Origin of the sequence: Thermosynechococcus sp. JY1331 (assembly GCF_031583475.1) — a bacterium.
Lineage (GTDB): Bacteria > Cyanobacteriota > Cyanobacteriia > Thermosynechococcales > Thermosynechococcaceae > Thermosynechococcus.
Genome location: NZ_CP134180.1, coordinates 708,648 through 727,040, shown reverse-complemented (window position 1 = coordinate 727,040; position 18,393 = coordinate 708,648). Strand labels below are relative to the sequence as shown.

Annotated in this window: 16 protein-coding genes and 1 pseudogene; 7 read left to right on the top strand and 10 right to left on the bottom strand. The window is 54.2% G+C overall.

Annotated elements, in window-relative coordinates; all coding sequences use genetic code 11:
* Window positions 1-8: 8 nt before the first annotated feature.
* The 3 genes from RHJ31_RS03425 to RHJ31_RS03415 form a co-directional block, all read right to left on the bottom strand.
* Window positions 9-335, bottom strand: coding sequence for a hypothetical protein (locus tag RHJ31_RS03425; protein WP_190278112.1), 327 nt, complete (start codon window positions 333-335; stop codon window positions 9-11).
* 123 nt (window positions 336-458) lie between these two features.
* The gene (locus RHJ31_RS03420; protein WP_206200426.1) at window positions 459-4,439 is read right to left on the bottom strand and encodes a magnesium chelatase subunit H; all 3,981 of its coding nucleotides are present in this window, start codon (window positions 4,437-4,439) and stop codon (window positions 459-461) included.
* 128 nt (window positions 4,440-4,567) lie between these two features.
* Window positions 4,568-5,233 carry an ABC transporter ATP-binding protein gene (locus tag RHJ31_RS03415; protein ID WP_206200427.1) on the bottom strand — a complete coding sequence of 222 codons (666 nt, stop codon included), beginning with the start codon at window positions 5,231-5,233 and terminating at the stop codon, window positions 4,568-4,570.
* Between the two features lie 25 nt (window positions 5,234-5,258).
* Between RHJ31_RS03415 and RHJ31_RS03410 the strand changes: the two genes are divergently transcribed.
* Entirely contained in the window at window positions 5,259-6,146 is an 888-nt protein-coding gene (locus RHJ31_RS03410; protein WP_302677372.1) for a Sll0314/Alr1548 family TPR repeat-containing protein, read from the top strand.
* Here RHJ31_RS03410 and RHJ31_RS03405 read toward each other — a convergent pair.
* The gene (locus tag RHJ31_RS03405; RefSeq protein WP_302677371.1) at window positions 6,143-7,132 is read right to left on the bottom strand and encodes an FkbM family methyltransferase; all 990 of its coding nucleotides are present in this window, start codon (window positions 7,130-7,132) and stop codon (window positions 6,143-6,145) included. The two genes, RHJ31_RS03410 and RHJ31_RS03405, sit on opposite strands and share 4 nt — an antisense overlap.
* A gap of 389 nt (window positions 7,133-7,521) precedes the next feature.
* Here RHJ31_RS03405 and RHJ31_RS03400 point away from each other — a divergent pair, with 389 nt between their 5' ends.
* Entirely contained in the window at window positions 7,522-8,262 is a 741-nt protein-coding gene (locus tag RHJ31_RS03400; protein WP_206200430.1) for a TerC family protein, read from the top strand.
* On the opposite strand, the gene ndk is transcribed toward RHJ31_RS03400, so the two are convergent.
* A complete protein-coding gene (gene ndk / locus RHJ31_RS03395; RefSeq protein ID WP_302677370.1) occupies window positions 8,237-8,689 on the bottom strand; it encodes a nucleoside-diphosphate kinase in 453 nt (150 codons plus the stop codon). The two genes, RHJ31_RS03400 and ndk, sit on opposite strands and share 26 nt — an antisense overlap.
* Window positions 8,690-8,744: 55 nt before the next feature.
* Here ndk and RHJ31_RS03390 point away from each other — a divergent pair, with 55 nt between their 5' ends.
* Window positions 8,745-9,542, top strand: a complete 798-nt coding sequence (locus tag RHJ31_RS03390; RefSeq protein ID WP_302677369.1) for a PhzF family phenazine biosynthesis protein — start codon at window positions 8,745-8,747, stop codon at window positions 9,540-9,542.
* On the opposite strand, the gene cobO is transcribed toward RHJ31_RS03390, so the two are convergent.
* The 4 genes and pseudogenes from cobO to RHJ31_RS03365 form a co-directional block, all read right to left on the bottom strand.
* The gene (gene cobO, locus RHJ31_RS03385) at window positions 9,539-10,141 is read right to left on the bottom strand and encodes a cob(I)yrinic acid a,c-diamide adenosyltransferase (RefSeq protein ID WP_206200433.1); all 603 of its coding nucleotides are present in this window, start codon (window positions 10,139-10,141) and stop codon (window positions 9,539-9,541) included. The genes RHJ31_RS03390 and cobO overlap by 4 nt on opposite strands.
* Window positions 10,142-10,144: 3 nt before the next feature.
* Window positions 10,145-11,092, bottom strand: coding sequence for an RNA polymerase sigma factor, RpoD/SigA family (locus RHJ31_RS03380; RefSeq protein ID WP_302677368.1), 948 nt, complete (start codon window positions 11,090-11,092; stop codon window positions 10,145-10,147).
* Between the two features lie 355 nt (window positions 11,093-11,447).
* Window positions 11,448-13,284: pseudogene (locus RHJ31_RS13145) on the bottom strand (flotillin family protein).
* A 71-nt stretch (window positions 13,285-13,355) separates the two neighbouring features.
* On the bottom strand, window positions 13,356-13,676 hold the full coding sequence (locus RHJ31_RS03365) for a hypothetical protein (protein ID WP_206200436.1): 321 nt from the start codon (window positions 13,674-13,676) through the stop codon (window positions 13,356-13,358).
* Between the two features lie 349 nt (window positions 13,677-14,025).
* Between RHJ31_RS03365 and RHJ31_RS03360 the strand changes: the two genes are divergently transcribed.
* On the top strand, window positions 14,026-15,567 hold the full coding sequence (locus RHJ31_RS03360) for a bifunctional pantoate--beta-alanine ligase/(d)CMP kinase (protein WP_302677365.1): 1,542 nt from the start codon (window positions 14,026-14,028) through the stop codon (window positions 15,565-15,567).
* A gap of 58 nt (window positions 15,568-15,625) precedes the next feature.
* Window positions 15,626-15,979, top strand: a complete 354-nt coding sequence (locus tag RHJ31_RS03355) for a hypothetical protein (RefSeq protein ID WP_302677364.1) — start codon at window positions 15,626-15,628, stop codon at window positions 15,977-15,979.
* A gap of 44 nt (window positions 15,980-16,023) precedes the next feature.
* Here the strand turns inward: RHJ31_RS03355 and RHJ31_RS03350 are convergent, their stop codons facing one another.
* On the bottom strand, window positions 16,024-16,245 hold the full coding sequence (locus RHJ31_RS03350) for a DUF4327 family protein (RefSeq protein WP_024123956.1): 222 nt from the start codon (window positions 16,243-16,245) through the stop codon (window positions 16,024-16,026).
* 268 nt (window positions 16,246-16,513) lie between these two features.
* Here RHJ31_RS03350 and RHJ31_RS03345 point away from each other — a divergent pair, with 268 nt between their 5' ends.
* Complete coding sequence (locus RHJ31_RS03345) at window positions 16,514-17,722, top strand: M20 family metallopeptidase (RefSeq protein ID WP_302677363.1); 1,209 nt, start codon at window positions 16,514-16,516, stop codon at window positions 17,720-17,722.
* A gap of 7 nt (window positions 17,723-17,729) precedes the next feature.
* Window positions 17,730-18,383, top strand: a complete 654-nt coding sequence (locus RHJ31_RS03340; protein WP_302677362.1) for a response regulator transcription factor — start codon at window positions 17,730-17,732, stop codon at window positions 18,381-18,383.
* Window positions 18,384-18,393: the final 10 nt, after the last annotated feature.

Here is an 18,393-nt window from a genome sequence, read left to right as displayed (position 1 = left end):
TGGAATTCTTAAAACGTGATCAGCACCCCACTCGGATTCGCGGGAATCACATACTGCGGTTGATTGCGATGGGGCTTTTTGCGGTGATGGCGCGATCGCGGGGAGGCCGGCGGAACACTAACCACTCTTGGCTGTACCACATACACGGGTTGTGTTTGAGGGGTAGGCACCACATAGACGGGTTGGCTAGAGGGACTGGGCACCACATACACCGGCTGACGGGAACCACCAAGATTCACGTTGACATTCAGTTGAGCCGCGGCGGTATCCACAAAGGAAAGAACCGCCAAACCAGTCAAGGACGATAGGCCAACGACTTGAAGTGTCTTCAACATCGTCAACTCCTCCACAGAAAAAACGTACTGCGGGGTCTGACGCTTAAGGAGCAGGGTGGGTTCCGATCACATCGGCGTCCAAATAAAAAGGGGGAAGAGCTTCCCCCATGCTATTAACGTTGTTTACTCAACGCCCTCAATCTTGTCCTCGACCTCTTGATAGAGTTGCCGCAGCAGTTCCAGATTGGCTTCACTGGTCTGCCAATAGCCGCGTCCGTGAAGTTCGAGGAAGGTGCTCACCATTTTGCGGAAGGAGTGGGGGTTGGTATTCAGAAGCCGCTGCCGCATCTGCTCATCGAGAATAAACGTGGCATTCGCCTCCTCATAAACCCAGTTATCCACAGCTCCTGCGGTGGCCGACCAGCCCATTGTGTTGACTAGTCGCTTCGAGATCTCGCGCACCCCTTCGTAGCCGTGGGAGAGCATCCCTTCATACCACTTGGGATTCAGGAGCTTGGTTCGGCTGTCGAGGCGAACGGTTTCCGAGAGCGTCCGCACTTGGGCATTGGCTGTGGTGGTATCGGCAATATAGGCCTTGGGTTGCTTGCCATCGCTGCGCAGTGCCGCCACCAGCTTGGTCGGATCTGAGTCAAAGTAGTGGCTGACATCGGTGAGGCTAATTTCTGAGGAGTCGAGATTCTGGAAGGTTACATCCACGGTTTTGAGGGCGGTTTCAAACAAATCCCGCGCCTGCTGCATCGTCCCCGGAGAATCTGCCGAGAAGGCAAAGGACTTACGGGAGAGATACATATCCTGAAGTTCCGACTCCTGCTCCCAAGAGCTATTTTCCACCGCTAGGTTGACATTCGCCGCGTAGGAACCGGAGGCATTGGTGAAGACCCGTGTGGCCGCTTGGCGCAGGTCAATCCCCAATTCTGAAGCCTGTTGCAGGGCGTGCTTGCGGATAAAGTTTAGCTCAAGGGGTTCATCGGCTTCGGCAGCCATCTTGATGGCACGGTCAATGAGCGCCATCTGGTTGATAAAGAGATCGCGGAAGACCCCAGAACAGTTGACGACAACATCAATGCGTGGCCGCCCCAGCTCTTCTAGGGGGATGAGTTCCACTTTGTTGACCCGTCCCAAGGAATCGGGTAAAGGACGTGCCCCCACTAGCCAGAGCACTTGAGCAAGGGACTCGCCATAGGTTTTGATATTATCTGTGCCCCAGAGTACCATGGCGATGGTTTCTGGCCATTGGTTGTTGTTTTCCGCTTTTTGCCGCGCTAGAAGGCGATCGACCACAACTTTGGCAGACTGCACAGCAGCGGCAGTGGGAATGGCTTGGGGATCCAAGGCGTGGATATTTTTGCCCGTCGGCAAGACCTCAGGATTGCGAATTGGATCGCCACCGGGGCCGGGGAGAATGTACTCGCCTTCAAGGGCTTGCAGCAGTGCCCCCAGTTCATTGTCGGCCACAATCTGCTGTAAACAGAATTCGAGGTATTCCATCAGGGGCTTAAGGGCAGCGGCATCCACTTGGGTATAGCCTGCACCATGGAGGGATTCAATCCACGGCTCTTTGCGCCCCATGTTAAAGAAGTTCAGCTTCGAGACCCGCGACACACGACCCTCGGCATCGGCTTGGGCTTGGACGAGGGCACTGACGGCAGCACGGGTCGCCTCGTTAATCTGGCGCAGCAGTTCAACATCCGCCAGTACCCCGCGATCGCTATTTTGATAAATCTCATCAATGTCCCGCCCTAGACTCTCGGCAATGAGCCTGGGCAAGCTCTTAATGCCGTCCTCAGAGCGATCCAAGCTGGCAATATTGACCAAGGTAGCCACTGCTTCTTCCGTTGTCGGCGGTTTGCCAATTACGTGCAGGCCACAGGGCAGGAGGCGGCTTTCAATTTCCATCAGCTTGATATAGACCTTGCCCACGAGGGTATCGCGCTCCTCGGCAGTGAGATCTGCCGCGTCCTTAGCGGGGAGAGCCACATCCTGATCGAGATTGACTAGGCGGCACTTGTCCATGATCGTGTTGACAATCTGAACCCCCCGACCGCTATCTTTCAGGGTTTGGTAGGAACCAATGAGATCGCTGAGTTCCCGCAGCCCTTTGTAGAGGCCGGCATTTTCCGCGGGGGGCGTGAGGTAACTAATCGTGTTGGCATAGCTGCGGCGTTTGGCAATGGTGGCTTCAGAGGGGTTATTGGCAGCGTAGTAGTAGAGGTTGGGAATACAGCCAATGAGATTATCGGGGTAGCAATCCCCAGACATGCCCATCTGTTTGCCCGGCATGAACTCCAAAGAACCGTGGGTGCCAAAGTGGAGCACTGCATCCGCCTGCCAAATGTGGTTGAGGAAGGTGTAATAGGCAGCAAAGCCGTGGTGGGGACTGGCAGAGCGAGAAAAGAGCAGCCGCATTGGATCCCCTTCGTAGCCAAAGGTGGGCTGCACGCCAATAAAGACGTTGCCGTAGGCTTTGCCGTAGATGAGCAGGTTTTGGCCGTCACTGTTCAGGTGCCCTGGCGGTTTGCCCCAGTTTTCTTCAAGGCGCTTGGCGTAGGGGGTGAGGCGCTCGTATTCCGGCACGCTCATGCGGTAGGCAATGTTGAGTTCAGGACTCCCCACTTGGGCACGGGCATCGTGGAGAATTTCCTGCATCAGGGCTTCGGCACTCTCGGGCATGTCCTGCACGTCATAGCCGTTGTTTTTCAGGGCTTCCATGACTTTGTAGATGGAGCCAAAGACATCCAAGTAGGCGGCGGTGCCAACATTGCCTTTATCCGGCGGGAAGCTAAAGATGGTGATGGCGACTTTCTTTTGCACCTTGGGTTTGCGGCGCAGATTGGCCCACTTCAGTGCCCGCTGTACGATCATTTCGACGCGGTCTTGGAGGGCGATCGCCTTACCGGTCATGCCATCGCGACCGGAAAGAATAATTGGCTCAATGGCACCATCCAGTTCCGGCAGAGCAATTTGCAGCGCCACTTGAATCGGGTGCAGCCCCAGATCGCTGTCTTCCCATTCCTCAGTGGTTTGAAACACCAAGGGCAGTGCCACCATGTAGGGACGGTTGAGTTTTTTCAGTGCCGCTACAGCTTTGGGATGATCCTGCTTGGCAGGCCCCCCCACAAGGGCGAATCCCGTGAGAGAGACAACGGTATCAACAATGGGTTTCTCAGGGTTGACGGGATCGTAGAAAAATTTTTCTAGGGGCGTCGAAAAGTCCAGCCCACCAGAGAAGACGGGAATCACCCGCGCCCCTTGGGATTCAAACTCTTGCACAATGGCGACATAGTGAGCGTCATCACCGGTGACAAGGTGGGTACGCTGCAACAGCAGGCCAATGGTGGGCACGAGAGGGTCTTTGAGATCAGCGCCAATATCGCGGCGACTGTTGAACCAGTTGAGGTACTCCTTAAGATCCTCAAACATTTGCGGTGCAAGGGGGTGCCAAATACCGGTGTCGGGGTAGGTGACCGGTTCTTGGTAGCTGAGGTTGCTGTTTGGCTGACCTTTGAAGACGTAGCGATCGGCCAGCATGAGGAGGAAGTTTTCTAGGTTCTCTGGCGACCCGCCCAGCCAATACTGGAAGCTGAGCATGAAGTTGCGGGCATCCTGAGCCTTGTCAATGGGGAGGTACTTCAGCACTTGGGGCAGGGTTCGCAGGAGTTTGAGCATGGCATCTTGGAAGCCGGCACCTGACTTCTCCTTGCGCTTTTTCATGAAGTTGGCAATGACGCTCTTGGATTGGCCAATCTGAGCCAAGGAAAAGCTGCCCATTTTGTTAAGGCGCATCACTTGGGGCAGCGAGGGGAAGACAACCGCTACATCCAAGCGATCGCGATAGGGCTGAACCGCCTCGACCACCTTATCCGCTAAGTCCTCAATGAAAATCAGGGAGGCGATAAACACATTTGCCCGCGCCACGTCCTCACAGAAGGCGGCATAGTTTTCGGGATTGCGCAGTTCCTCAAGGAGATAGCCACTGATTTCAATGGCCACCTGTGGATGGGTATCGTTAATGCTGCGAACCGCTGCCGACAGCGCGCTCTGGTATTGGGCTTCAAGTACCACATACACCACTCGCAACAGCGATCGCCCATTTAACGCCGCTGGCGCGATATGCCGAATCGTGGACTTGACGTGGGTGAACATGCGTTCAAACTCCTTGTAACGATCGAGACCAAACCCCAAGGGGGATATACCTTTTGTGGTTGTAGCAGAAAATCAAGCTGGCAAGCGACTTTGCGGTTCTGTGGTAACAAATTGCAAAGTATTGCTACCTAAGTATTAAAACTTATTACAGGACTGGATCGCTGGGAAATCAAGGGCACTAGACAACCGTTTTCCAATCGCCACGTGCGATCGCTAATCTCCCGCAATTCAGTGGCCTCATGGGTGACCACAAGCAGGCTCCAGTGTTCCTTGAGGCGGCGCAGCACCTGTACCAATTGGCGGCGCATTGACCAATCCAGACCCGCTGTGGGTTCATCGAGCAAGAGCAGGTAGGGTTGGCGCACCAGTTGCACAGCAAGCGCGAGGCGACGCTGCTGACCACCGCTCAAGGATTCGGGGCGGGTGTGCAAAGGCAAATGATCGAGACCCACATCGGCAAGGGCGCGGTAAAAGTTTTCGTAGGGAATTTCTGGGTGGCCAAAGCGCAGCTCTTCGAGAATGGTACTGCCACAGAAGTAGCGATCTGGGAACTGAAAGACCAATCCGGCCAACTGTTGTAAATGATCGGGTGTGAGAACCTGATCCTGCCATCGAATGATTCCCCGACTGGGGGTGGCCAAGCCCGCTAAAATCTCTAGTAGGGTGGTTTTGCCGGATCCACTGGGTCCGATAATTAATCCCAGTTCAGCCATACCCAAGTCTAAATTAATGTCCCGCAAAATGGGCTGGGGGGTGGCGGCGGGGTGGTAGCTGAGATGGTGAACCGAAAACAAGATGCAGACTCCGGAGGTAACGACCGTGCAAACACGTCAACTGCGCCTGTGGCAACGCTTTGCTCTCTATCTTAGTGGAGCGATCGCCCCCTGGGTACTGAGTACCGCTGCCCTTGCTGGGGATCCTTTCCGTACGGGCGCTCAAGCACGACCCATTTCCGATCAAACGGAAGCTGTCTTTGTTGCCCTCTTTCGCGATGGCAACTATGTCAAAGGTAAAGAGTTACTGCCGGCGGCCTTGGAGCGCGATCGCCAAGAACCCCTAACCCTGACCTTGGCTGCTGCCATTGCCTATCTTAATGAAGACTGGGCAGGGTACAAACGCTACGCTGAGGAGACCCTGCGCGCTGCCCAAGCGCTGACCAGTCGCGATCCTTTGCGGGGGAACCTTTACCAAGCCGTGGGGCATTTCTTGATGGCTGGCTATGAAATTTCCGATGCCGGATCGGGGCCTGTGGCTGGTGCCCCCGCCGCTCTGTTGCGGGTACAGCGGGTTCTCGATCATGTGGGGCGAGCCGAAGCTGTCAATCCTCGCGATCCGGAATTGAATCTTGTTCGTGGCTTTATGGAGTGGGGTATTGCCAGTAATGTGGGCTTTGTCAGCATGGATCGGGCCATTCAAACCCTGCAAACCTACGCCGCTCCCAATTACCTGAGTTATCGAGGCTTGGCCTTGGCCTATCGCGATCGCAAGCAATGGCCGCAAGCCTTAAACGCAGTTGATCAAGCCTTGGCACTTGCCCCCCACAATCCAGAACTCCTTTATCTGAAAGCACAAATTTTGGCCGCCAGTGGCAACCGATCGCAGGCACAGCAATATTTCCAGCAAGCCCTAGCCAAACAGAGCCAATTGCCGCGAGGGATTCGCGAGGAAATTCAGCAGTTTAGCCGTCGCCTTTTGCCCCAAGGCTAGGTTGTTGGCTCAGACAGCAGCTTTAAAATTGGCAGCTTGGCAATATCTGTGCCGAGCAGGGGCTGAACCTGTTCCAAAATAGCGCAAATTTCTTTGCGGCAGTTCCACTGAGGGATTTTGCCATAGCGAAGCGTCAGTTGCGTTAAAACTTCCAGCGCATAATCAGGAAAGTCCAGTGCATCAGCAATTGCCGCCAGTTTTAGCAAGTGGCTAGGGCTCTGTAGGTGCTGGTTTTGCTGCTGTTGATTCTCATTGAGCAAATCCCGCAGGTAAATTGCATCGGCCCATAGCAGTTGACCCCCTCGCCGTTGGGAGTGAAATGGGGAAACGTAGCGCGGTAATCGGCACCAACCATCATTGGTGAGTAGGTCAAAGAGCACAAAGCCTTGAGCGCGCAAATATGCATCAATATCCCCAAAGAGGGGCTGCCCTCTGTAAACCTCCGAAAACTCAACTTCAACCATGATTGCTAAAGTACTGGCTACCAGAAGCCGCTCACCGCCTTGCAACACATCTAGATCTGCACCTTGGACATCCACTTGCAGGACATCTACGCTCTCAAGGCCTTCAGCTTGAGCAAATGCGTCAAGGGTGGTTGTTTCCACCTGAACAGTTGCCGCCACATTCAGGCTAGGATTAAATCCTTGAAATCGCGATGTGTAGCTCAAATTTGGTGGATATAAAGAACTGCAATGAATGGCGTTGGTAATGTAAAGGGTTGATTCTCCCACCTCTTTGCCCAGCGTCAGCGGATAGTGACGCTCAAACCAAGTGATTCCTTGGGCGGCTAAGGCGGTATTGGCCTCATCACAGGCGTCGGCATCCGCATCAAAACCATAAATTCTGAGATTGGGGGCAAAGATATGCCATGGAGATTGGGCATAATCATCCTCATGATAGATTTTGCGAGAGCCAACGATGCACAGCGTTAAAGAAATCGGATCGAGCTTGCCTGCCGCTTTTAGCGTATTGTTAACGAGTCCCATAGCAAAGTAAAATTTCTACGACGTCAACGACAATTCTGAATTATGCCCCAGCGAACACTGCCTTTTGCTCAATCATCGCCACCTTGGTAAAGCAAGCGATCCAAGAATTTTCACCCCCTTGGCTCCCCAAGATTTCAGTCCTCGTGATAGGTTAACGGTGAAAATGCGACAGGATGCAGGACTATGCACGCCAGAACCAAAGGGGAATCGCTTGTCCGCTGACTGGATGTGGGTAAGGCCTACCGTCAGCCCAACGGTCAGGTCACTAGCATTTTTGGTTGCGCCTACGTCTGGGTTTGAGGGTGTTCCATCTTTGGGAAAAGGGCTGTACCGCTCCTGTGCGACGATAAATATAAGCAGCCAAAAATCTGGAGAACTTCCCTCACCCGATGATTGATGAACTATTGGAACTCTCGCCCAACTGGGGACTGGATACCCTGTTGTTACTTGTGGTGTTGTTGGCACTGGAAGCGGTTCTCTCAGCGGACAATGCGATCGCCCTAGCCGCCCTAGTACGGGGTATTGAAGATTTAGATGCACAACGGCGGGCACTCAATCTGGGACTGGCCATTTCTTACGTTTTTCGCATTGGCCTGATTTTCACAGCGACTTGGGTCTTGCGGTTCTGGCAGTTTGAGTTGGCGGGGGCACTCTATCTGCTGTGGTTATCGGCAAAGTACTTTTTCTTTACGACCGAGCCAGAGCATGAGCACGAGCGGGTGATTCGTTCTTTTTGGCAGGCGGTACCTCTACTGGCCTTAGCGGATTTGGCCTTTTCCCTCGATAGCGTGACAACGGCGATCGCCCTGTCGGATGAGCGTTGGCTGGTATTACTCGGCGGCACGATTGGCGTGATTATGCTGCGCTTTATGGCGGAGCTATTTATCCGCTGGCTAAAAGAATTTCCTCGACTTGAGGATGCGGGCTATTTTACAGTGATGCTGGTGGGTCTGCGGCTGCTCATTCGCGTGATTAATCCCCAGCTGGTACCCTCGGACTGGGTGATGATTAGCCTGATTGCCCTTTGCTTTACGTGGGGCTTTTCCAAGCGGGAGGTGGAGGAGCCAGACACCCCCCCAACCCTTCCCAAGTCAACCCATGAACCTACATCTCATACACCCAAGAGGTGAAGGCCGGCTCCCAAGGCACCAGTTCCTGCGTCTGGAACCAGAGATTGATTTCCCGCTCGGCATTTTCGGGACTGTCGGAGCCGTGAATTACATTCCGTCCCACATCTACAGCAAAATCGCCCCGGAGCGTTCCTGGCTCCGCATTGAGGGGATTAGTGGCACCAATCAGTTTGCGGGCATTGGCAATCACCCCCCGGCCTTCCCAGACCATGGCCACCACCGGTCCAGAGGTAATGAAATTCACTAGCCCCGTAAAGAAGGGCTTATCTTTGTGTTCGCCGTAGTGCTGCTCTGCCAATTCGCGGCTGACCCGCATCAGTTTGAGGCCGACCAGTGTGTAGCCTTTTTGTTCAAATCGTTGGATAATCGTCCCCACTAGCCCACGCTGAACGCCATCGGGCTTAATGGCTAGAAATGTCCGTTCCACGCAGTATGTCCTCTGCTCGATCTACAGGATTGATTTTACGGTTTTCGGGGGTCGGATGCCGCTACCACTGTACCAAGTTGATGCCTTTACCCCAGAACCCTTTCGGGGTAACCCGGCGGCCGTATGTGTCCTAGGGACGTTTTTTGAGGATGCAACCTTGGCGGCGATCGCCCGCGAAATGAATCTTTCAGAAACGGCTTTTGTCGTACCGCTGGCCAGTGGCTTTCACCTGCGCTGGTTTACCCCTGTGGCAGAAGTGGATCTCTGTGGTCATGCCACCCTCGCAACGGCCCATGTCCTCTGGCAGCATCAGGGGGTGGTAGGGGATCTAGAATTTCACACCCGCAGCGGTCTTCTGCGTGCCCAGCGCCTTGGGGATTGGATCGCCCTTGATTTTCCGCAGCAGCCCGTAATGCCCCTTGCGGATCAGCAGGTGCAAGCCTCAATCATTGCAGCGCTCGGGACACCACCCATATTTATGGGGCAAGCGGGCAGCGATCTGCTGGTGGATCTGGTCGATGCCAGTGCTGTAGCCCAGTTGAAACCCGATTTTGACCAAATTGCCCGCCTGCCTTGCCGAGGATTGATTGTGACCGCCCAGGCCAATGGCGCGGAATATGACATCGTCTCCCGTTTTTTTGCCCCCCAACTGGGCATCCCTGAGGATCCGGTCACTGGCTCGGCGCACTGTAGCTTGTATCCCTACTGGCGAGCAAAACTGGGGAAGGACAAGTTATTGGCCTATCAAGCCTCAGCGCGGGGGGGCGTGATTAAAATTCACCCCCACAGGGGCGATCGCCTGCGGCTATTGGGTCAGGCGGTTACGATTTTCGCTGGCGAACTCCTGCTTTAGAATTCAATCCCCGGCTGGGCTTTAACGCCCTGTTCGCGAAAGGGATGCTTGACAAGGGTCATTTCCGTCACCAGATCTGCGGCGTCAATCAGGGCTGGGGGAGCACCGCGTCCGGTGAGAATCACATGGGTCATTTCTGGCTTGCGGGCAAGTCCCTCGAGCACCTGTGCCACAGTTAAGTAGTCCAGCTGGAGGGCGACATTAATTTCATCGAGCAGTACCAAACGGTACTCGGGGTTGGTGATGTAGCTCAGACCCAGCTCCCAAGCCGCTTGGGCACAGGCGATATCCCGCTGGCGGTCTTGGGTTTCCCATGTAAAGCCCTCCCCCATCGCATGGAAGGCCAGTTGGTCTGACCAATGGCTAAGAACCGCTTTTTCCGCTGGCTCCCACGCCCCCTTGATAAATTGAATAATTGCCACGCGATAGCCATGCCCCAAGGAACGCAGCACCATGCCAAGTGCCGCTGTGGTTTTGCCCTTGCCGTTGCCCGTATGGACAATAATGAGACCTTTTTCACGGGTGCGCTCCGCGAGGCGTTGCGCCTGCACGGCTTTGCGCTGCTGCATTTTTTGGCGGTGCTGTTCGTCAGTGAGCATGGGCTAGCTGGCAAGGTACTCGTGAATATCGCCGCGGCGTTTGCGGAGTTTGCTGAGGGCCTCCCGCTCAATTTGCCGCACCCGCTCGCGACTAATGTTGAGCAGTTCGCCCACTTTGGCAAGGGTGAGGGGCTGGCCGTTTTCTAGGCCAAAGCGTAGGGAGAGCACATGGCGTTGCTGCGGGGTCAGATCCGCCATCAGCCGTTCAAGGTCACTGCGCAACGAGGATTGAGCGGCAAACTCCTCCGGTGAAATGGACGGATCCTCGAGCAATTCCCCCAACTCCGTATCCTGATTATCGCCGACACGGACATCAAGGGAGAGGGGCTGTCGCGCCCGTTCAAGATATTCCCGCACTTGGGCAGGGGTTAATTCCAGTTCTGCCGCCAGTTCATTAATCGTGGCAGCGCGACCGAGGCGTTGGGACAGTTGTCGCTGGGCTTTTTTGATTTTGTTCAGCTTTTCGGTAATGTGGATGGGCAGACGGATCGTGCGCCCCTTTTCAGCGATCGCCCGTGTAATGGCTTGGCGAATCCACCAGTAGGCATAGGTGGAGAAACGATACCCCTTGGTGGGGTCAAATTTTTCTACCCCCCGCTGCATCCCGATTGTGCCCTCTTGGATTAGATCAAGCAGATCCACATTGCGCTTGATGTACTTTTTGGCAACCGAAACCACCAGCCGCAGGTTGGCCTCCACCATTTTGCGTTTGGCGCGCTCGCCATTTTCGATAATTGTCTCTAATTCTGCTTCACTCATGTTGGCGGCGGCGGCCCATTCAGCACGGGTGGGTTCACGGTTGAGTTCTGCCGCGAGCTTTTCGCGAATCTCGTTCATGGCGGTAAGCTGCTGCACCTGTTTACCGTAGATCACTTCCTGTTCGTGGGTGAGCAATGGCACACGGCCAATCTCCCGTAGGTAAGTGCGCACTAAATCTTTTGAAGTATCCATAGTCCCTATCGCTCGTTCTCAAGGTTGACAGCAGTGATTCGTCCAAGGCCTAGGAATATCGTTTTCTCTATAGGATGGGCGATCGCCCCTGCTAAAGATCGCGGCCAAGCCAACGGTGCTTTAACAGCGTTTTCGTAGATACGTTACATATATTAAGAATCTTAACATTTCTAAATCTGTTCATCGGAATACTAACACCGACCTTTGGCGGTTCTTAATCTTTTTTTTATATTTACCCCATTGAAAAATCTCTATGAATTTTGAAAATACAGATGGAGTTAATAAATCTTTGGTTCACGCCTCAGACCTACTGAAGAGTTATCCATTCTTGCGGCTAGGGGTATGCAGTCGCGTCTTAGGAATGAGACGTATTTTCTTGGAGTAGGGATTTAATTTGTGCTAACAACTGCCCCAGTTTCCCCTCCTCAAAAAGGGCATTGATCAGGGCTAGCCCGCTGGTGGATAGGAGCAGTTTATTGAGATCAGCAGGGGTGCCCCCGTTGGCAAAGGTATAAATTTTGGCATCGCCAATCACCCCCGGTTGCGGGGCAAGGGCTTGGAGAACTTGTGGCAGTTGCGGTGCCAGTTCTGGCCAGAGGGCTGTAATCACTTGAGCTGTCAAGTTAGCGTTGCTAATCACATTTTTGGCCGCGAGCATGGCCTCCATCCCTTCAGCTTCAGCAAGGGCTTTATCACGGTTGGCCGCCGCAAGGGTGCGAATCGCTTCCGCCTCCAGTTCCGCTGCCTGTTGGGCAATTTCCGCTTGCCGCCGCCGCCGAAAGGCATCAATTTCCACAACGTTTTGCTCTAGCACCCGTTTTTCCGCCGCTTCCCGCTCTGCGGCAATAATCGCTAGGTTTTTCTGGCGATTGGCTTTTTCCACTTCGATGGCGGTGGTGACCGCAGATTCTGCCCGTGCCCGCTCGGCTTCGGCAATCAGACTTTCTTTTTTCTTGGTGGCAACGGCGATCGCCACATCCTCTTGGGCAAGACGCGCTTGACGCTCGGACTCCGCAATGGCCACCTGTGCTTGCAAACGGTTGGCCTCCACCTGCTGCTGGCGACTGATCTCGGCGATTTCTGCCTCCTGCTGTTGCTGGGCTTGCGTTACCTTCAGGAGTTTATTTTTTTTCCTCCAGTTCAATGCTGGCCTCGATTTCCTTCTGTTGGATGGCAAGTCTTTTGCGGATTTCTTCTTCCTCAACCGCTTGGGCTTGGAGCAACTTTGCCCGCTGAATCGCGGCTGCCTCTGCTGCTTTGGCCTCCTCAATTTCCCTTTCCCGCTGCGCTTTTAGGGCTTCCACCTTCAGGCGTTGGCTTAACAGTGCCGCTTCTTTTTCCTCTTCAATTTGCAGGGAGCGTTTTTGGGCATCCAGTTCCTTTTGTTCGATCGCGACCCGGGTTGAGAGTTCGACTTCCCGCTTTTGTTGAATCGAGCGTTGAATCGTTTCTGTGCGCAGCCGCACCCCCTGAGCATCAAAAAAGTTGTTTTCGTCGTAGGTGTCACTCTCTTGGACTTCTGAGATGGCAATGTTGTTGAGGGTGAGTCCAACTTTTTGCAGATCCTGCTGCATCAGGTTGAGTACCTCTTGGGCAAACCCCAGTTTGTCGGAGTCAATTTCAGCCAAGGACTTGTGTTTTGCAGCTGCGCGAATGGCATCGTCCGCCCGTTTTTCAAGGGCATTCTTGATGTCTTCGGGGGTAATGCGGTTATTTTGGGAAAGGCGAGCGGCGGCAGTGAGGACATCCTCTTCGGTGGCATTGATGCAGACATAAAAGGTGACCCGCATATCAGCCCGCAGATAATCTTGGGTACGCACCGCCAATTTGCCCGTTCGCTCTACGTCAATGGAGATTTCCCGCAGCGGTACCCGTGTCAACTCATGGAACCCCGGCAGGGCAATGCAGCCACCATTGAGAATGACTGTTTTTTTCTTAACAAAAATCCCCCCCGTGCGCACAAAGGCTTCGTTGTTGGGGGTAATGACATAGACGCGCGTGTAAGCCCAAATGCTCAGGAGCAGTAAAATCACAATGCCGGCAATCACACCGGGAAAAAAGAGCAGCCCACCCAGATTACCCATGACAATGGGGGGAGACTCCGCCAGTACTGTGGCTTTGGTTTGGGTGCGGGGAGGTGCTGGCAATTCTGGTGTCGGTAATGCCTGCAAAAATGTCAGCCAGTAAAGCATAGAACTGCCCCCTCAGCGTTAATTTCAGTGTGGCATTTTGGGGGCGATCGCCCGCTATTTTTAAGGGTTCTTTAATTCGCTGGAGCCACTTCAGTGGTTGAGGCCACGGCGGCATCTTTGCGCTTTTTCTTCTCTGTGACTGTCACAGGTCGCATTTCAATATGATTGAGTAGTGTCGTGACAAAGGCAAAGAGCAAAAAGGGCAAGGTTAAGACCAAAATTAGCCCCCCGACCAGAAACGCCTGCACGGGATTGTTGTAGAGGGTGAGGGATGCGGCCAAACCAATAAAGATCACAATCAGCCAAACAATGACTTGGCCATAAATATCCCCGAAGGTGAGGGTGCAGACGAAACGGTATTTTTGTAAGCTGTTTTGTAGTTCATTGGCCATAGGGGCTATCCTCGCGGCGTATGCTGAACAGTTCCAGTTAAAAAATAAGCTTTTGGCTCAGGGGGAGTAAAACGGAGGTTGCGTGACAGGGTTGGCAAGTACAGAGAAACGAAGGTACCTGAATTTTAGAAAACCTGCCCCCAAGATTAAAGCCCTTGCAACAAATGTACAAACTTTGGTTAGAAAAAGCGGGCACGGGCATTGGACAGCCCTTTTCTAACATTGGGATCCACCAAACCCGCCTCTCTGATCGTGGCTTTCAGAAGCTGGCGTGTCTTCTCTCGGTGTGAAAAGGGCTGTAATATGACAGATTGTATCAAAACTGCACCGATCGCCCCCGAAGCACTCTATGGGTAAGTTTTACCGTTTGACCACCACGGCGGGTTTACAGGCTGCCCTTGGCACATTACCTCCCGCAACCACCCTTGGTTTTGTGCCGACAATGGGGGCACTGCATGGGGGGCATGCCGCCTTGATCCAGCGGGCACGGCAAGAGTGTGATGTGGTCGTTGTCAGTATTTTTGTCAACCCGCTTCAGTTTGGCCCCCAAGAGGATTTGGAGCGCTATCCCCGTGCCCTTGAGGCGGATACGGCACTTTGTCAGCAGTTAGGGGTGGATCTGCTCTTTGTGCCCAGTGTGGCTGAACTGTATCCAGCGGGGATGGAGAGTCTGACGGTAGTTGAGCCACCAAGGGAGTTAACGGAACGCCTCTGTGGGCGATCGCGCCCCGGCCATTTTCGCGGGGTAGCAACAATTGTGCTGAAGCTCTTGCACTTGGTGCAGCCCGATCGCGCCTATTTTGGCCAAAAGGATGCCCAGCAGTTAGCAATTATTCGCCGCTGTGTGGCGGATTTGAATCTGGACGTGGAGATCATTGGCTGCCCCATTGTCCGCGATGCCGATGGCCTTGCCCTCAGTTCCCGTAATCAATACCTCAGTGCAGGCGATCGCGCCACCGCCTTAGCCCTAAGTCAGAGCCTAGAGGTAGCCACCACCGCCTTCCGTCAGGGCTGCTTTGAAGCTAAGCAGCTATTAGAGCAGGTGCACCACCATCTGCGCCAGTTTCCCCAGTTGCGCCTCGACTATGCCGAATTGGTGCATCCCCAGACCCTAGTGCCCTTGGAACGCATTGAGACCGTGGGGCTATTGGCGATCGCGGGTTGGGTGGGGCAAACGCGCCTCATTGACAATTGCCTATTGGATCGCCGCCTGCCGATTCTGGCTGTGGATGGCCCTGCCGGCGCGGGGAAGTCAACCGTGACGCGACTGGCGGCTCAAGCCCTAGGGTTGCAGTACCTTGACACCGGTGCCATGTATCGAGCGGTAACTTGGTGGTGCTTGGACAATAACATTGATCTCAGGGATGAGCCAGCCGTCGTAGAGGCGATCGCCCATTGTCAGTTGCGTCTTGAGAGCAGCGATCCCCCTCAACCCACACGGGTGTGGATCAACGATTGCGAGGTCAGCCAAGCGATTCGTTCCCTAGAGGTGACGCAGCGAGTGTCCCAAATTGCCGCCCTGCGGGGTGTGCGACGACTCATGGTACAACAACAGCGGGCGATCGGAGCCAATGGGGGCATTGCTGCCGAAGGTCGTGATATTGGTACCCATGTCTTTCCCGAGGCAGGCTTGAAAATTTTCCTAACGGCCTCGCCCGAAGAGCGTGCCCAGCGCCGCTGGCAGGAGTTACAACAACAAGGACAATGCGACCTCTCCTACGAGGAATTGCTCGCTCAGATTACCGCTCGCGACACAGCGGATCAGCAACGCACCTACGCCCCTTTTCGCAAAGCTGCCGATGCCATAGAAGTCTGTACGGACAACTTGGGGATCGATGAGGTGGTGAGTAAAATTGTCCATCTCTACCGCAGTCGCTTTCCTCAACCTTGATGAGCAAGGGAGATTTCCCGTACAGTAGCAGAGGAGAGTTCACGCCGAGCACATTTCTATGGATCGCAATCCCCTCGATCTTGTACAACAACTCTACTACACCGGTATTGGAGCGGCGGCTGCTGCCATTGAATCCCTACAGGATGAGGCCAAGCGCCAAGAATACCTGACGCAACTGCGGGTGGATGCCCGCCAATTGGCCACCGTCTGTGCTGAGAAAGGCCGCCTCACCGAAGCGCAAGCACGGGAACTGATTCAAGCCTTCATTGCCCAACAGCAGCAATCCTCTTCGACCCCTGAGCCTGCTCCTCGCGAGAGTGCTGACTTAGCCGCAGATATTCAAACGCTTCTCGAAACGCTGCGCGCCATTCGCCAAGACCTACAGCAGGATTCGCAGGCACCCACGTCCTAGGATTTGCGCATTATTGGGAAGTCGGTGCCCTGAATGATGGCTCTTTAGTCGTTGTCCCAGCACTCACGGCCAATGAGGTCGCCAATGCGATCGCGCAGCATAAAATCACAGCGCTCTAGCTCTGCCTCAATGAGGGGCCACTCCCGAACGGGCACAAACTGGCAGAGAGTGTAAATGGGCTGCTGCCGACTCACCACACCTTTGGCCACCAGTCGTCGTGCTTCATCTTTGACGAGTTCGATGGAGTATTGAAGGGATTGAACCATAACATCCTCGTTTGGCTGAAGAGACCCTAGGATTCAGAATTGGCAAAGTGTAATATCCAATACTGAACTATTTTAACTTTTGCCCTAGGGAGCTACCTGTCATAATAACAAATGTTTCCTAAGTCAGGGGGTTCTGACCAAAAAATCCTACTACTGGTGGAAGCGAGTGGCGCGTCACCTGTTCTTGAGGTTACATTGACTGTCACTGCCCCAGAGCATCGTTTATCCTAGAGAAAGGCAATGCTAAACAAAATCTAAAGACTGCCCCATGGCTTTCCATCTTCCCCAATTGAGCTGCCAACTGCGTCCAGAGGTGGCTGCCCTCCAAACCGAACTTGTGCAGTGGCGACGCTATTTGCACCAGCGACCAGAATTGGGCTTTCAAGAACACCTGACGGCGGCCTTTGTCAGTGAGAAACTACGGCAATGGGGCATTCAGCATCGCACGGGTATTGCGGAAACGGGAATTGTGGCCGTGATTCCGGGAGCGCGACCGGGGCCAGTGCTGGCGATTCGCGCCGATATGGATGCGCTGCCAGTGCAGGAGGAAAACGATAAGCCCTACCGCTCTCTCCATGAGGGGAAAATGCACGCCTGCGGGCACGATGGTCACACAGCGATCGCCCTTGGGACTGCGAAATACCTTGCTGAGCACCGCGATTTTGCTGGTACGGTCAAAATCATCTTTCAACCAGCGGAAGAAGGTCCCGGTGGGGCTAAACCCATGATTGAAGCGGGAGTTCTCGATGCCCCGAAAGTGGATGGCATTATTGGCCTGCACCTCTGGAATTTTCTGCCCGTTGGTACGGTGGGGGTGCGTAGTGGGCCGTTGATGGCGGCAGCGGAATTCTTTGAGTGTGAAGTACACGGCAAGGGGGGACACGCCGCTTTACCCCAATTTACGGTGGATACGGTTCTCGTTGTTGCCCAGATCATTACGGCCTTGCACACTATCGTCTCGCGCAACGTGGATCCCCTAGAGACAGCGGTGATTTCCGTGGGGGCAGTACATGCGGGCACCGCCAAGAACGTGATTGCCGATACCGCGACCTTTCGGGGAACAGTGCGATACTTTAAGCCAGAGTTGGGGGACTGGCTACCCCAGCGCATTGAACAGGTGATTGCGGGTATCTGTCAGAGTCATGGCGCCACCTATGACTTTCGCTATGAGCGGATGTATCCCCCCACCGTCAACGATGCCAAGATGGCGAAATTAGTGCGCTCTGTTGCTGAATCGGTGGTTGAGGTGCCGGCTGGGGTCACGTCCCACTGTCAAACCATGGCGGCGGAAGATATGTCATTTTTCCTGCAAGCGGTTCCGGGTTGCTACTTCTTTTTGGGGTCAGCCAATGGCACACTGGGGTTAGATTTTCCCCACCATCATCCCCGCTTTGACTTTGACGAAACTGTTTTAAGTATTGGGGTTGAGCTGTTTGTCCGCTGTGTGGAGAAATACTGTGGTCTAGTGGAGACCTAAATTTCCTATGTCCCTCACGGTACTCATTGCCGATGATGATCCCGGCATCCGCCTGTCGGTGAGTCACTTTTTGGAATCCGAAGGGTACTGTTGTCTGACGGCGGGAGATGGTGCCCAGGCCCTCGAAATGATCCACCGCTATCAGCCCCATCTGCTGATTACGGACATTGCCATGCCCAACATGAATGGCTATGAGTTGGTGCGGCAGGTGCGCCAGCATCCCTCATTGCGCTTACTACCAGTAATTTACCTCACCGCACGCACAGAACTAGAAGAGCGGATTCGCGCCTATCGCACCGGGGGCGATGTCTATCTCTCCAAGCCCTTTGACCTCAATGAGTTGGCAGCGGTGGTGCGTAACCTGTTGGATCGGGCACAACTGGTACAAATGGAGTGGCAGCAACGACAGCAACCCTTTGCGGCGCCGAAAACACGAACCCTCAGCGTTGATCTCACTCAACGGGAAAAGGAAGTGCTAGGGTTACTCGTGGCAGGACTCTCCAATGCCCAGATTGGCGATCGCCTGCACTTGAGCGCCCGAACGATTGAAAAGCACGTCAGTAGCCTCTTTCAAAAAACAGCGGTTCACAATCGAGCTGAGCTGGTGCGACTGGCCATTGAACAGGGCTTGGTGGAGCGACAAACCAGTTCCCAAGCTTGAGCCATAGCTG

Bases quoted from the DNA above. Each gene is read 5' to 3' on its own strand.
- RHJ31_RS03425 (WP_190278112.1), bottom strand. From the start codon at position 335: ATGTTGAAGACACTTCAAGTCGTTGGCCTATCGTCCTTGACTGGTTTG.
- RHJ31_RS03420 (WP_206200426.1), bottom strand. From the start codon at position 4,439: ATGTTCACCCACGTCAAGTCCACGATTCGGCATATCGCGCCAGCGGCG.
- RHJ31_RS03405 (WP_302677371.1), bottom strand. From the start codon at position 7,132: ATGGGACTCGTTAACAATACGCTAAAAGCGGCAGGCAAGCTCGATCCG.
- RHJ31_RS03400 (WP_206200430.1), top strand. From the start codon at position 7,522: ATGATTGATGAACTATTGGAACTCTCGCCCAACTGGGGACTGGATACC.
- RHJ31_RS03390 (WP_302677369.1), top strand. From the start codon at position 8,745: ATGCCGCTACCACTGTACCAAGTTGATGCCTTTACCCCAGAACCCTTT.
- cobO (WP_206200433.1), bottom strand. From the start codon at position 10,141: ATGCTCACTGACGAACAGCACCGCCAAAAAATGCAGCAGCGCAAAGCC.
- RHJ31_RS03380 (WP_302677368.1), bottom strand. From the start codon at position 11,092: ATGGATACTTCAAAAGATTTAGTGCGCACTTACCTACGGGAGATTGGC.
- RHJ31_RS03365 (WP_206200436.1), bottom strand. From the start codon at position 13,676: ATGGCCAATGAACTACAAAACAGCTTACAAAAATACCGTTTCGTCTGC.
- RHJ31_RS03360 (WP_302677365.1), top strand. From the start codon at position 14,026: ATGGGTAAGTTTTACCGTTTGACCACCACGGCGGGTTTACAGGCTGCC.
- RHJ31_RS03355 (WP_302677364.1), top strand. From the start codon at position 15,626: ATGGATCGCAATCCCCTCGATCTTGTACAACAACTCTACTACACCGGT.
- RHJ31_RS03350 (WP_024123956.1), bottom strand. From the start codon at position 16,245: ATGGTTCAATCCCTTCAATACTCCATCGAACTCGTCAAAGATGAAGCA.
- RHJ31_RS03345 (WP_302677363.1), top strand. From the start codon at position 16,514: ATGGCTTTCCATCTTCCCCAATTGAGCTGCCAACTGCGTCCAGAGGTG.
- RHJ31_RS03340 (WP_302677362.1), top strand. From the start codon at position 17,730: ATGTCCCTCACGGTACTCATTGCCGATGATGATCCCGGCATCCGCCTG.